The following is a 14,703-nucleotide window of genomic DNA, read 5'->3' as shown; positions in this document are numbered from 1 at the left end:
AGAAGAGCTTATGGTTTAACTAACTTTGATAATTTTAGAAGAAGAATTCTACTCAATTGGTATTTCTGCTACTAATTTATCATATCTAGTCTGGGAGAGCCATAATTTTTGATAACAACATAGTCAACTTGACTACCAAAATGCTGGTATAAATCCTGAAGATAATCTTCAACACAGTCTTTACGATGTGATATCGGGTGCAAGAAAGTAACACGATATCCAAGATGGTTAAGATTTTCTATCAGTGAAACATCTTTATCAAAAAACTTGAACTCTTGATGATTTTGACCTGGCATATCTGTCAAAACTACATCAATATTGGGAAACATTTCTAAGTCCAGTAATAATCTATCCGAATCACCTCTAGACAATCCCAAATGGTTTATTTCAAAACCTTTTGTTTTATACATCGATAGCTTGTTACGATAACCGTGGTAGAAAACACGCGCATTGCATTTACTTTTCAAGTATAACTCCAGCAAGAGCCGAGAAACTGTGGACTTACCCACACGAGCATCACCCGATGTCATTACAAAACGCTTTCCAAACATAATAAATCAAGCAACTTATTCAATTAAGCAGCTATATTTTCAGATGTTAAATTTGCATCTTGATTTTTAGCTTTTTCTTCGTTTTCTCTAAGCTCTTTAGATTTTTCTACAACTGCCGGGTAGTAACAGTCATCTGGTTGTATATCAAAACCTAATAAATTAAATGCTTGCTTAATTTGTGCTTCAAATTCAGCAAGCCAAGATTTAATTCTTGACTTAATTACAATATTTGTTTCTTTATGAGTCTGACCTTCATTAAAGGTTAAAGCATGGCGGTCAATAAAGTCATAAGACTTGTAGAATAAATCTGGCATTACAAGTTCTATTAGACCTTCTGCAAGCATATTCTGACGTAGGGAAGAGTCATTATATCGCTCAAACTTTTCTTCTTCACCATGAAATAGATTTTTGACAACAATATAATCTACTTGGTCTTTACAAAGTTCACGAAGTTTTTCTAAAACATTTATAGAGTCAAGAACTCTACTAATCACTGAAACCATTGTCACTCGACAATTAATTTCAGTTTTTAAAACTTCAAAAAATGCAAGCTCTTTGACATAACTTTCAAAAAAACCTCCAGATTGTGCAGGTAAGTCTAATAATGTGATAGGACAATCACTCTCATCTAGATTAATTAATAAATCGTCAGCACCACCTCTATGAAAAATATCAATATAACGTATTATAGGGCGGTAATCTTTTTGAAAATATCTTTCTATCTGAGGATTTCTTAAGTCAGCTTCATAAGCAACACAGGGTAGATTTTTATTAATGTAAAGTTGAAATATTGCTCGTGCAAAAGTACTTTTACCCACGCCACCTTTATCACCTGTTATAATTATCAGTTGCTTTTGAGGCTTATCATTAGTATTGGAGGAAGTATTATTTGACATGGCTGGTTGTTCTTTATTTTTTCGGGTCATAATATTGTTTAGAAAGTGACTAAACTTTGTTGTGTTAGGTTAATGTCAATCTAAAATTTTAAATTTGTAAACAAAAATCAATAAATTAATTAATAAAATAGAGAAATCAGCAACTATATTGCTCAATAAAATTTTCCTAATTTATTTTGAATAAACTACTTTGAGTATGCAACCTCTCGCTCAAAAAGCCAAGCAACAAAATTCCACATTAAACCAACATTTGTTGATATGTAAATTAGTCATAAATTTTATGTTGTTTAAAGTAATTTGACTTTCAAAAAAGGCATTATGATATTTTGATCGGAAATAATCTATGAGTGAAGTCATTTTCAGTGGAAGTTGAGCTTAATTAAACGAATGTGTCAGTAACTCATGGCTAAAGCCACTGAGCTTGTAAGAGAAATCAAACAAGCTGTACTGACCAGTCTAAGTCTTAACTGACTACGTTTTTTGAGTCACGATACCAGAGAATGCGTAGCTAGTTTTCTGCTCTATCATTTGCAATTAAACAGTTTTAAAGTCACTGAAACAGTGTTGCAAATCTAAAAAGCTCTTAAAACATTGACGAAGCTAACATTACCCGCAAGGAGGCACTTGATGTGCAAAGTATTTGTTTTAGATACAGAAAGAAGACCGCTAAATCCAATTCATCCAGCACAGGCTAGACAGTTATTAAGCAACGGGAAAGCTGCAATATTTCGGCGTTTTCCTTTCACAATAATTTTGAAGGAAGCTAGAGCAGATTTGCCAGTAACAGCACTGCGATTAAAGCTTGACCCTGGTGCTAAAACCACAGGTATAGCATTAGTTAACGATTCAACTGGTGAAGTAGTTTTTGCTGCTGAACTAAAACATAGAGGTTTTGCAATCAGAGATGCTCTTATTTCAAGGAGACAATTAAGGAGTAGTAGAAGAAATCGTAAAACCCGTTACAGAAAGCCAAGATTTCTCAACAGAACTAGACCAGAAGGATGGTTAGCTCCTAGCCTTATGAGTCGGGTTCACAATGTTGAAACATGGGTAAACAGATTACGCAAATTCGCACCAATCACAGCGATTAGCACCGAGTTAGTCAAGTTTGATATGCAATTAATGCGTAATCCTGAAATCGAAGGTAAGGAATATCAACAAGGTACATTAGCTGGATATGAAGCCAGAGAATATCTACTTGAAAAGTGGAACAGACAATGCGCCTATTGTGGTATCAAAGATATACCTTTGCAAATTGAACACATTCACCCACGTTCTAAAGGTGGGTCTAATTCAATCACAAACCTTACATTAAGTTGCGAAAAATGTAACGTCAAAAAAGGGACTAAGGATATTAAGGATTTCCTCAAAAAAGACCCTACTAAGTTACAGAAAATCTTGGCACAAGCTAAGAAACCATTAGCTGACGCAGCAGCAGTTAATGCTACTAGATACAAGCTTTTAGAGGTTTTGAAATCAACTGGCTTACCCGTTGAGTGTGGTTCTGGTGGATTAACAAAGTTCAACAGAACTAGGCAGCAATTAATCAAGACTCATTGGTTAGACGCTGCTTGTGTTGGTCAATCAACTCCAATATTAATTATCAAAGGTATCAAACCGTTGTTAATTACCGCTAATGGGCACGGAACAAGGCAGATGTGTAGAACTGACAAATTTGGATTTCCTAATAGATATGTTCCCAAACTGAAATTTATCAAAGGTTTTCAGACAGGTGATATTGTTAAAGCTGTTGTCACCAATGGAAAAAAAATTGGTGAATACATTGGACGTGTAGCTGTACGTTCTACAGGTAGCTTTAATATCTCTGCTCAGAAAGGATTGATTCAAGGAATAAACTATAAGTTCTGTAAATCAATTCACAAAAAAGATGGTTACAGTTATTCAAGTTAAAAAGACCACGGCGAATAAATTCGCTCCTATCGCTTCCCTCTCAGGGATCAAGCCTCTGAGTTTACCGCTTACCGAGGATTTTTTATGACATACATGACAAGCATAGAACGCATAGGTATAGCAAAAGCTACCCAGAAATATATTGCTCAAATCCTAACAATTCGATTTAAAGATGTTCCTACTGAATTAGTAGAAAAACTAAATGAATTATATGACATTGAGTTATTGAATCAATTGTTAGAAAAAGCCGTAACTACAGGTTCAATATCTGAGTTTGGGCAACAATTAAGTCAGGAAGATACAAATACATAGTTTCAAATTTGCACGGAATGCTGATTGTACAGTTATAAAATTCTAACTAACAGCCAACTTTTTTTTGCTTTCAAATACAAATTAATTCCCTAATTAAATCCGCTGCCCGCTTTCCATATTTTTGTTGAATAGCATCCCTGTACGGCAAGCAATCTTCACTTAAAAAGTCACGAATAAATAAAGAAAAATTAAATCCTCTTTTCGAGTCCACGTATTCTGCTAATTCAATATGAAACAACGATTTAAATTCATCCTCTCTTTGTTTGAGTGCTGAATATTTAGTTAAATTGTTGGCTTGGAAGATTGGTTCAACTGCTTGATTAAACAGTTTCTCCATTAAGATATCTTTCATATCTCCTTCTATATTTTTGTACAAAATTATACTCACAAGTATAATAACTTCTGTAAGCTGAATTACCTCTTTTTGTGCAGTTAAAGTCTGAAGTACCAAGCATCTTACTGCCTTATATCCCTCATTTTTCCCAAAATTTTTCGCTCTCTAACTCCAAGGAAAATGGTAGACACTCAGGATTGGCAGCAGCCCACTCGTTAGCTTCTGCAATTAGAGTTTCATTACCTGAATCGAGGTAAAATTGCATTTTGGCACGTTGCTCTAAGCGATCGCGTTCTTGAGTACTGAGAATATGTCCCGTGATTACGCAGTATTGGCGCACCTTAGTCCTAGCTTGGTTTAAAGCCATTAGCCGCAGTTTTGTTACTCGCTTGAGTTCCTCGATGCGGTAGGAAACATCAGCAGTCTTTTCACCAACAGATGCACCCTGCAAGCCGTTGTTTGGGTTTTGGAGTGATGATTCTGCTGTCACTCTAGCAGGTGTTGAATTACCCTCGGATGCACTCTGCCGCCCATTGTTGGCAATTTCCTGTAGTGGTTCTGGCGCAACCGCAGCAGGTATCGAAACTACACCCAGCCCGTTATCCTCCCTGTTAGATAAGTTTTGATTATCAACTTTTGACAACGTGCTGGAGCTACAGAGATATATAAAATCCTGATGAGAACTAAATTCATCTGATTGTAAAATGTTTGTATGAACTGAATTCTCTAATTGATTGCTGGTTTTATTTAAATTAATTTCAGCAGTATTAGCAGAATTTATGAATTCAAGATTTTCCGCGGGCTGGATGACAGCTGAGTCTGACTGAGAAACATCAGGCTGTTCAACTAAACCTGCTGACTCCAGCCCTTGGGGGGCTGTAGCAGCAGGAGGTAAACACTTACACAAAACCTTCATATAAAAAGAATGAACGTAATTACTTATTCCACAAGGATTTTGAGTATCGTGTTTTACAAATGAGCTTTGAAATTCGTAAAATTGCCCGTTCTCTTTTGATTGATAAGGGTTTGAGCTATTTTCTGCCCAAGGGTCTAAAATGTAGCGTGTGGGATGCCACAAATGTAAGTGCTTTTGTAGTGTCTCTTGAGAGATAGTTTTGTTAAAGCGGTGTTTATACTCAGCACGTATAGCTTTTGCCCGTTCAGTAGCCCCTGCTGGTAACCCACTACCCCACTCTATTGCTGTTACTACTATCTGGATGCGTCTTTGGGCTTGTTGGCTACGTTCCCAGTTCTGCTGGTGGCGGCGGTCAAATGGAATTACGTTATCTTTGGGTTGATCGATCCTGCTAACACCTGCTATGGCTTCTGCAAATGTGTTGGCGAATGTACCCAACAACCGTTCGGGATAACTAACGTAGGCACTGTACCATTTGTTACGAATTGTGCATTCTACCCAATGCCGTACTCTAGCTTCGATTTCATGTTGGTGTCGGCAATATTGCTCATAGCCAGGGGCGTTAATTGCGGTAGAAAGGCAAAATTCGACTAATTTATCGCCTCTTAAGTCTAGAAAGACGATTCCGTAACCTGCAAAGATTTGTAGGAGGGTGTTTGTTTGTCCTTGCCCCGTCCAACCGATCACAATTGTTTCTTCCCAGTTGGCACGCCACTGTGCAGCATCAGCAGACTCTTGCTTACGATATCTCTCCTGTGCAATTTGTTTTTTGGCTTTGTTCGCTACCCGTTTTAATTTGGTTAAATCTTGCCGACTGGCCGCGCGATCGCAATAATCGAGGAAGATAGAAACGGAATCGCTAATTGGTTGTAGGTCATCATCAAGTAAAAATGACCCACTACCCGGTTGCATGGGACAACGGATGGCTTTGTAGTTAGTTATTTGTTTGGCACTATATGGTTTAGTGTTAGGGAAGATTTCTAGGTGTCCTTGGCGTAGGATAAAGCCTGCATTTCTCAAAGTAATTTCTAAGGCGCAAGCTACGGCAAAGGTTGGCAGGGGAGATGCAAAGTTTAAAATCAAATGATAACCACCACTAAAGCTGGACTGGAGAATGACGATATCGACTATGCCAATGTCCTCTAGTGCGGCTTTGATGCGATTTATAGATTCAATGTTATGGTAGTCGCCACAAAAGTCTAAATCGATTGTGCCGTAACGGGTTGTGTTGTCAAAACGCAGACCTACTAATTTTGACTTATCTTGGTGCAGCTTCCACAGTTGGGAAGGTTGCAGGTAATGGTCGATAGTACGCCATGCTGGTTTTGCACCTTCTACTAAAGAAGGGGCAACTATTGCCCCAAATGGATGCCAAAAACGCTCTACGTAGCGTTTACCTAAAGATTCTGCGGGTAGGTGGGGTTTGATTTTCTTTTTTGCAGGCTGCGAAAGACTTAATTGGGGCCTGTTATCAACATCTGCCCCGAAATCTTCTTGGAACATGAGTGACTGTCCTGATGGTTTTAGTGCATCAGGTAGCCTCGCTGTTGGTCAAAATGTGTTAGCCTAAATTTGAAATTTTTATTTTGATTAAGAAGCGGTTGGTTATCCGCTTGTTGGAGGCGACTGGTAATCGTCTCATGGTTGAAAGCAAACAGAGGTTATACTTGTTTAGGCTTAGACATACGTAGGCTTAGGCTAAGATTTAGTCCAACACGCTTCACCAACAACAATGCGGCTACCCAACTTTTTTTTGAGAGCTATTTAAATACGTCAGTTCTAGCGAAGTTGTGACTAAATCTAGAAAATAGTTTTGGAATAAGAATGCAAAGCTAGTAACACCTAAAAGTGTCACCAAAAACTGGCAAAGTTTAGTACAATTGGTGAAGATGAAATTACACTTCACCAACGAATTTAAAAACAAAAAACAGTCAAATATATCCATACGAGTTCAGCACCCAAAATATGAACTCGTACTGCAATCAGTATTGAGATGCTAATCTATTAGGTAACGTTAAATTGTAGGATAAATTCTCTGCTAGATTAACTGCTCACAGCTACCTATGCAGCACGAATATTATCCTTTTTTCTATTTGTAGACACTTCTATTGCTTGCATTTGGCTCTTATAGTCCTCCCAAGTTTTTTCAAATACGTCAGATTCATACATCCGCAATAAAACCTCCTCTTTATCAGTTAAATTTGGTAGTTTTAACAATTCAGCTAAAGATACCTGAACTGGAAAAACATCCCTAAACTTTTCCATTAAGTGAAGTATTCTTTCTCTCTGTTCAGCAGATGGTTCATCTCGCAACTCTGCATCAATCTGTCGCGGACGTAGATTCACAATTTCTAGGTTCATATTTACTAAATTCCTCAATCCAAACACAACAAATTCATTAGTTATACCAATAACACGCCCCACGATTTCCAACTCTGGCCGCAGTCTTTCCTTAAATTGATATACTTGACCAACTTGGAAACGCCGAAACGGATTGCGATCGCCATTCCGCATCCAAGCGATACCATCACTTATACTACCTATCTCGTCTGCTTCAATCAGCTCTATAACCTGGTCACAGATATCTTGATTGCAAACAAACTTGTAAGCTGCATCAATACTCCGGTTAAATTCCGCCTCCAGTGCAACAACTGCCTTAAATTTTTGCAGTTCCCTTAATTGAGAAATATATTCAAATACTTTTTTACCCTTGTGATAACTACCAACGCTTATCCTTAAATTCTCTGAAACCTCCTGAATCACAGGTTTACCTTTCTTTAATTGAAATTGATTCTCATCTATCGAAGTGTTCAAATTTGAATACTTCGTTTCATTCAAACGACGGGCACTTTCCCGTTGTCTTTCTTTCGCTTGGGGACGAAGTACGCTCTCCCAGTACTGCCCTTCGTGAAATTTTTGGTAATGAGTCTTTCCGCCTTCCCGATGAAGATTAAAATCAAGCACTAATTTCAAATCTTCTTCAGGCGAACTAGACTCGACAAATTCCACCTTCACAGCAGAGATTCCCAACTGGCGGGCTATCTGCAAGCGGCACTTACCTGCCAAGACAACATTTACACCAGTGCGTGCAGATACCTTTAAAGATTCCAGAATCCCTTTTTCCGAGATACTTTTTTCTAAAGCGGGACGAACCTCATATTCACCATATATTTCTATCAGCTTCGGATGAACGACCAACTCCGTAGGAGAAATATATGTAATTGCCGGATTATGCACCTCAGACATATCGATACTCCGGGTCACAAATTGCCTAAAAAAGATAAGTTCAATTTTGAAAAGCCTGAGCAGAAAGCAGGAAAACTTAAGCAGCAGGACTGATGGCACTTTCTACAGTGAAGTAATATTATTAAAAAATAATTAACTTATGTAAATAATGAACAATTACTTATCAAACAATCTCTTAAATAAAATTTTTCCAGGAGAGAAATATTATTATTGACCCATTTAAAACCAGCGCGATTGAAGAGAGATTTTATGATGTTATTTTTTGGAAAAATACATCTACCTAAAGAAAGGTTTGTAAAACTGGTTAAACTCATGATATGATGTCTCTAGTTAATTAAATTGACAAAACAACGTTCCGCCTTGTTTTACTAACAGGTGGGCTTGTTTTCTCCTCAAAGCCCTGGTGCAAACAGGGCTTTGGGTGGGTTTTTAGAAAAAATGAACGCTACAAAAAGAGTATATCAGGCTTCATTCCATTTGGCAAAATTGTACAGTAAAGAGGGGTAAATTTTTAGATGCCTCATCTTCAGATATTAAATTCTCTTGAAAAACAAGCACTAGAACACATAGCGGCAACTGGCAGCGATGAAGTTAGCAAAAGAGCTAAAATTCTGCTAGGGCTAAACGAAGGCAAGAAATACTTAGCCTTAGCGCAAGAAATTGGTGTAACCGAAAACTCAATAGCAAAGTGGAAAAAAAGATGGACATCAAGTACCATCTTGTCAGAAACCCAGGAGTCGGCGATCGCAAAAGCTAATGAAGTATTGGGTGTCAACGTAGGCAGACCTAAGAAGTGCAAAAGTACAGAGGCAAGCAAAATTGTCGAAATTAGCGAATGGAGCAAGAACCGAAAACCTAGTCGTTCCAAGCACCACTACCATATGCAGGTAGCAGAAGAAGCCGCTAGGAGAGGTTTACCAACACTATCGCCAAGAAGTATAGGACGCATTTTAGAAGCTCAACCTTAATAGAAAGAGTCATCAAGCAAGTATTATCCTAGCCCAAGGGAGTAGTTTTGCAATCCCAGTTTTTACCGAGGCTTTTCACCAAATTCTAATTCTAAGCAAGCATTTCCACACACTCGACCACTTGAGCAGAGGTCACTTGTTGTGCGATCAGAAAGTCAACGAGTCCATCGAGTTTTTTACGGTTATATACAGTAGAATAGCCTTGAATTCGGCGTTCTTTGCAGAACTGTCGCAGCTTCCGCACACCTAAATCTAAAAGCTTCTTCCTTTCTTCCTTAACGTCTACCAGCACAAGCTGTCTAGCTTCATCCGCAACCCCAGTTTCAACAACTGGCGGCGCAGTTTCAATAATCGAAGATTCCGGTTTAGAAAATTCTTCCCGAACAGAAACAGCACCAACACCAGTCAAATCCCCATGAGTTTCCAAAACTGGCAACTCTTCAGAAATCACCCCAACGCTATTACTAACTTGAAGTGATACTGATTGAGCAGGAACAAATATCACATAGAAGATTGGGAAGACCATCAAAAACAACTCGATTGGAAACAAAACATCGTTAACAGATTGCACAAAAGGCGATACTGCAAAAGCAGACATAGGGTAGTTCCTCCATGAATTACTGATGGGCGGCGTTATAACGACTTACCACCCAGTAGCGGGGGAAACCCCCGTACTGAGTGAAAGCTTTTATACGTATCCCAACCGATAGCAGGAGAAAGGAGGGTAAATTGCCTTTTTAAGCAATTAGATGAACTAAGTTTTCCAAAATTTGCAGTTGTTAAATTGGAGAAATTATCAGTTCAAGATACAGAAATTGCAAAAATGCGAAATGCGATTTTTCCGGCTTGTACTCGCAGCTTTTAGAAACTTCCTTATTCATCTCAAAACTCCAGATTTTTTACTCTTAAGGTAGTTAACGTAGCTAACCAAGTTGTAGTTATACCTGAGTTCTTGAGGAACGAAAGTTGAGTAAGGATGCAGCGATACACCATCACGACGAAAGCGATGACAGGGCGCATATATATCAAAAAAGATAGATATTTCATCTCCATCAACTTCGATTTGAGCTATGCCCTTGAGTTCCTTTGCAAACTCTAAAACTCGTCCTGATGCTACGTAGTCAAAGACCACTACATTTCGAGTACGGAAATACTGGATGTAAGAAAGAAGTTTTGCTTCCATACCAAGCTCAAGCAGTCTGTCAGAATGTTTAAGCAAGATACCGGAATAGGAAAAAGAAAACCTACGGTTAGCGTATTCATCCCACAAGATAAGATTGCCGTAAAATTTGTAAATATTCGCTTGATTGGACGATATTTCTCTATTTAAATTTTCGACAACAGCATCATCTTCAAATGGAAACAACGCCTTACGTTCATCCCATTGCTTATCTGGACAGCAGCCATTTTCAACCCATCCATGTGGATGAATACCACAAACAATATTATTGGCACCATGCAGTAACTTACACCCAGCACATACTTGCAAATAGCAAGAACTAAATTCTTCGCTATTAACTGCATTAATATAGCGTCGGTGTATATCTAAATGCTCCTCTAAAGCTTCACAAGGCAAAGGTTTATATGAGGAGAATGTTTGTCCAATTAATCTGTCTGGATCTGTTTCATCATAGATTACTGCCAAGTCGTCAATTTGGTGAGAACGTAGTTCTTCGTAAAGTACGAATTTCCGATATGGTTCTTCCTCAAATCTACAAATAACCAAGCACTTTGAATCAGAATTTCTTTCAAAAATCATCACCGTGTAAGTGTAAATTGAAGGCAGAAAATCAGATTTTTCAGAGTTCTCAGCTTTTGTTAATACAAGCGGTTTTGTGTCAGCTATTTTTGCAATTTCTCTACTCGAATTAGTTTCCTCCGATTCTTCAACAACACTTAAGAAAGCACCACCCAAGGAAGCACCACCCAAGGAAGCAAAAATAATTCCGGTAAAGCCCAATACAATAGCACCAGTGCCAATATAGGCAATTTGTTCAGAGCGTTCTTTCTCAATTATTGGGAATCCGCCCTTAGCTAAACACAATAAGCCCAAACCAGAAAAAGTTGCTACAGTGCCTAAAGCAATAGCAGTCAAAGACACCATTCCAAAAGCGGCATTAAGATTTCTCAAGCAATTAAACGCAAACTTCTTGAACATAATTCATCCCTCCAAATGCAGGTCACAAGGTTTTTAATTACTCTCGCCCCGGCACAAATTGGGATTTCCTGAGAACTACACTACTAACCTACCCCTTACTCTATTAATAACTCCAAAACTATTTAATAGATTCGTAATAGTTAATTTTCAGTCTCAGTAGTAGTTTCATTCCCAATGGTGATAGCAAGAGTCGAACTTGCTTTGTTGCTTAAAACAACAATCTACCCGAACTGAAATATCACCAAATAACAATATCTAGAAATCCCATATCTACTTTCTAAAAGTCCAAGTATTAGTTTCGTTTAATTCCAATTCTTCAAAATAGTTAACAAAACCCGTAAAATGAAAACATCTTAGCGGCATCCGAGATATTAATAGTAAAGAAAAATTTTCTAGTTTTGCTAACTGTTGTAATCTCAATAAATCATTGCTAAAACTATCGCTCACAAAGTGCAACCTATCAAAATTATCAATCACAAGTAGTCTATTTAATCCATCAGATAATTCGGTTATTATATTTTGCCAATCCTGCTGGTAGTACAAATCAAAACTCATAGGAATAACATCAAAGAGATGAGCCACACTAAAAGGATATTCAAGATTGAGATAGACAGACTTTAAAGTAATATCTTTAAGTAAACAGTTTTTAACAGTAAAAGTCTTACCAATATCCTGTTTACCCCATAAATTAACATTCTTGCCTGCATTTAGTTTACCAATCAACCAAGTATATTCTTTATAACGTAACATTACTATTAACCTTTAGATAAACTACAATTTGCTTGAGATTAAATGTGTGATTTTCTGATTGTGTCTTTCTAAACTAGTTCTGGAAAATTTGTTAGATACAATAAAATTATCTAATAAAAAATCAGGTGATTGTGAAAGTCTTAACAGCACACCATCATCACCACTACTGCGATGATAGTAATGAACAACAGGTGATTGGATAACTGTCAGGTTATCGTTACGAATTGCTCGCCCTGTAACTAGCCCATCCATAATAAATTTAGCGGCAGCAGCTACATTATCACTATCTCGTGCAAAATTTTTGAGATACCAATGAAACTCAATCCACACTGTACTATCTAAACAGAATTCACATTCTCTAACAAATTCACCAATTAAGTTTGTCCAGTACTTCTTAAGTTCAGCACTTGCTTGCCAACTTGACCGTGCCTGGTTAATAATTTCGTTCATACAAGGGGGTAAAGGCATGGTTAGTTCAAATATCATCTTCACCACCATCTTTAAAGTTATTTAAAAATTCTTCGACAACGTTTCTAAATTTCTTGTATGATCTACCATCTTGACGGGATAAATTGAATACTGCTTTGACAATTTCATCAAGTTGATAGCCCTTATGATGCAAATTCAAAATAGAATTTCTTGCTTCTTCGTCAAGCTGCACCTTAAAACTAAAACTGCCCTCAAAATCAGTCTTAGACTGCTTAGTTTTAGTAGCAGTAGTGGCTTTAAATTTACCATTATCATTACTACTACTCTCGCCATACAGACTAGCGACAAATTCATCAAAATCTAACCCAGATTTCCATGCTGTATAAGGATCGTTCTGGTTTTTTGCTTCCAAGAGTAATTGCTGGAAGTATTCAGGATCTTCATCGTCAGCAACATATAAAGCTTGGAGTCGTAAAACTTCAGTCGTCTTGTACAAAAAATCACCGTATCCCAGCAAATAAACTGCACGCTTATCTTTATCGTCCCCCAGGATAATACAACTATCTTCAGGACGGGTTGTAACAAAGGCTGTCTTGGCTGGAAAGTTTGAGCGAATCAACGGATCTATCACGTTTTTGTCAGGTCGCTGGGTGTATAACAATACATGAATCCCCGCACCACCCGCTTTTGCAAGCAACTTCATCAGCGCAGTCTCAATGCGATCGCAGTAGTTATCATCGGAAAGTAGATCAAAACACTCGTCAATTAGACAAATTACTCGTGGCATGACACAATCAGGTGCGAACCGTGAGTTGTACTGTGCGATCGTTTCAATGCTGCTGTGGCGCTCAAATTCCTGGTAACGCAATTCCATTTCTTCGACCAAGTAATCAAGCAAGTTAGCGGTAGACTCTGCATCACGCGCAACTGGGGCAATAAGATGGGGAAGCCCATCAAATTTACCAAAGGTCACACGTTTAACATCTGAAAGTGCCAATCGAACAACAGAAGGGGGATATCGTCGCACTAAGTATAAGATGGCGGCTTTCTCAAACTGCGACTTTCCACCCCGCGTCCGCCCACCACCCAGGATATGAGTCACGTTATCGCTATAAAGGGGAATTTCGACATAAGTGCCATCAACATCAACACCACCGGGGATAGACACCGAATAAATGTCAGGTTCGCCCTCAAAAGTAAAATAATCACGAAAATAAGCAAATTGTCTGTCTAACCTGGGTATGTCAAATACAACTCCCCCAGGCACTACACTGACCATTGGCGCAACTTTCAAGCCTAATTCTTCACCAAGCTGCTGTACTAAGTCATTACCTATGTCTTCTACTTTCTTGTAACTAACACCCCGTCCCAGTTTTACCCTAATACGGTTAAAAGTAGGGCCATTTTTGGCATCAACATACTTAGCATTAATATTAAAATCTTCTAAAGTATCAACTAATAGTTTTCCTGCTTGTCCCATAGTTAAAATATTTGAGCCAACAATCTTATTATTAGCAATTTCACTATCCAGATATTTAGGTTCTTTTAAAAGAATTGATCCATTAACTGTCACTTTTAAATCTAATGGTTTACCTGTGGCACGCGCAACAAGCACTGCCGTTCGGCAGCAATAGTTTTTAATAAATTCATCTCTCGATTTATTCGCCAAATCAGTAAAATAACTAGTTTCTTTATTGCTCAAAAATAAATTATAAAGATTATCCTGAACTACTTTATAACCAATTTGCTTAAGATAAATATTTTTGATTGATTCTATATATTCAAATAAAGATTCAATGGGTGATAGATTAACTATCTGAATCATTTTTTGATATACGTTATTTTGCTCCCACTGTGATGGCATTCGATTGAGGTGAATATACTCAAGTGCGTAACGTACAAACTCGTACTGGTTTAAAGTACAGTGTTCTGCACATATTGATAATATTTCCTCATCGTTTGTACCTGCAATTACTGATTCGTATATTACCTGAAATAAAAATTCTAAATTAAATTCAACGACTGGACGTGATAATTTTGCTCTAAAGTCAATCTGCTTTAAAACAGTTTCAGCATAAAAAACCATTGCATCTGGTAAAGCTTCCCGTACATTCTCTATAATCTCTTCATTGCTCAAAGCATCTTGTTTGGCTTGTACAATTGCAGCCCAAAGCTGTTGTTTTTGAATTTCAGTATTACCATTAGTGTTATTGTATGGTAGTAACATTACTA

13 protein-coding genes are annotated in these 14,703 nt (G+C 37.7%); 3 read left to right on the top strand and 10 right to left on the bottom strand.

Going from position 1 to position 14,703, the window contains the following annotated elements:
• Nucleotides 1-71: 71 nt before the first annotated feature.
• Entirely contained in the window at nucleotides 72-551 is a 480-nt protein-coding gene (locus tag H6G76_RS23835; protein ID WP_242056501.1) for a hypothetical protein, read from the bottom strand.
• A gap of 23 nt (nucleotides 552-574) precedes the next feature.
• Nucleotides 575-1,477 carry a chromosome partitioning protein ParA gene (locus H6G76_RS23830; protein WP_190706479.1) on the bottom strand — a complete coding sequence of 301 codons (903 nt, stop codon included), beginning with the start codon at nucleotides 1,475-1,477 and terminating at the stop codon, nucleotides 575-577.
• Between the two features lie 597 nt (nucleotides 1,478-2,074).
• Between H6G76_RS23830 and iscB the strand changes: the two genes are divergently transcribed.
• Nucleotides 2,075-3,358 carry an RNA-guided endonuclease IscB gene (iscB, locus tag H6G76_RS23825; RefSeq protein WP_190706476.1) on the top strand — a complete coding sequence of 428 codons (1,284 nt, stop codon included), beginning with the start codon at nucleotides 2,075-2,077 and terminating at the stop codon, nucleotides 3,356-3,358.
• 84 nt (nucleotides 3,359-3,442) lie between these two features.
• Nucleotides 3,443-3,670 (top strand): hypothetical protein, encoded by a 228-nt coding sequence (locus H6G76_RS23820; protein WP_190706473.1) that lies wholly within the window; start codon nucleotides 3,443-3,445, stop codon nucleotides 3,668-3,670.
• A 70-nt stretch (nucleotides 3,671-3,740) separates the two neighbouring features.
• Here the strand turns inward: H6G76_RS23820 and H6G76_RS23815 are convergent, their stop codons facing one another.
• From H6G76_RS23815 to H6G76_RS23805, 3 genes are all read right to left on the bottom strand, one after another.
• Nucleotides 3,741-4,121: a hypothetical protein gene (locus H6G76_RS23815; RefSeq protein WP_242056500.1), complete on the bottom strand. Its 381-nt coding sequence runs from the start codon at nucleotides 4,119-4,121 to the stop codon at nucleotides 3,741-3,743.
• Between the two features lie 22 nt (nucleotides 4,122-4,143).
• Nucleotides 4,144-6,423 (bottom strand): hypothetical protein, encoded by a 2,280-nt coding sequence (locus H6G76_RS23810; RefSeq protein ID WP_190706471.1) that lies wholly within the window; start codon nucleotides 6,421-6,423, stop codon nucleotides 4,144-4,146.
• Between the two features lie 558 nt (nucleotides 6,424-6,981).
• Nucleotides 6,982-8,166 (bottom strand): hypothetical protein, encoded by a 1,185-nt coding sequence (locus tag H6G76_RS23805; protein ID WP_190706468.1) that lies wholly within the window; start codon nucleotides 8,164-8,166, stop codon nucleotides 6,982-6,984.
• Between the two features lie 515 nt (nucleotides 8,167-8,681).
• Between H6G76_RS23805 and H6G76_RS23800 the strand changes: the two genes are divergently transcribed.
• Nucleotides 8,682-9,134, top strand: coding sequence for a helix-turn-helix domain-containing protein (locus tag H6G76_RS23800; RefSeq protein ID WP_190706465.1), 453 nt, complete (start codon nucleotides 8,682-8,684; stop codon nucleotides 9,132-9,134).
• A 91-nt stretch (nucleotides 9,135-9,225) separates the two neighbouring features.
• On the opposite strand, the gene H6G76_RS23795 is transcribed toward H6G76_RS23800, so the two are convergent.
• The 5 genes from H6G76_RS23795 to H6G76_RS23775 form a co-directional block, all read right to left on the bottom strand.
• Nucleotides 9,226-9,732 (bottom strand): hypothetical protein, encoded by a 507-nt coding sequence (locus H6G76_RS23795; RefSeq protein WP_190706463.1) that lies wholly within the window; start codon nucleotides 9,730-9,732, stop codon nucleotides 9,226-9,228.
• Between the two features lie 279 nt (nucleotides 9,733-10,011).
• On the bottom strand, nucleotides 10,012-11,292 hold the full coding sequence (locus H6G76_RS23790) for a hypothetical protein (RefSeq protein ID WP_190706461.1): 1,281 nt from the start codon (nucleotides 11,290-11,292) through the stop codon (nucleotides 10,012-10,014).
• A 270-nt stretch (nucleotides 11,293-11,562) separates the two neighbouring features.
• Nucleotides 11,563-12,042 (bottom strand): ATP-binding protein, encoded by a 480-nt coding sequence (locus H6G76_RS23785; protein ID WP_190706458.1) that lies wholly within the window; start codon nucleotides 12,040-12,042, stop codon nucleotides 11,563-11,565.
• A 21-nt stretch (nucleotides 12,043-12,063) separates the two neighbouring features.
• Nucleotides 12,064-12,528, bottom strand: a complete 465-nt coding sequence (locus tag H6G76_RS23780; RefSeq protein WP_190706455.1) for a hypothetical protein — start codon at nucleotides 12,526-12,528, stop codon at nucleotides 12,064-12,066.
• A complete protein-coding gene (locus tag H6G76_RS23775; protein WP_190706452.1) occupies nucleotides 12,518-14,698 on the bottom strand; it encodes a DNA translocase FtsK in 2,181 nt (726 codons plus the stop codon). Before H6G76_RS23775 ends, H6G76_RS23780 begins: the two co-directional genes overlap by 11 nt.
• Between the last annotated feature and the right edge of the window lie 5 nt (nucleotides 14,699-14,703).

This window comes from Nostoc sp. FACHB-152 (assembly GCF_014697475.1).
Classification (GTDB): Bacteria; Cyanobacteriota; Cyanobacteriia; order Cyanobacteriales; family Nostocaceae; genus Nostoc_B.
The sequence above is the reverse complement of the archived record's forward strand: the minus strand, read 5'-3'. Positions and strand labels throughout refer to the sequence as shown.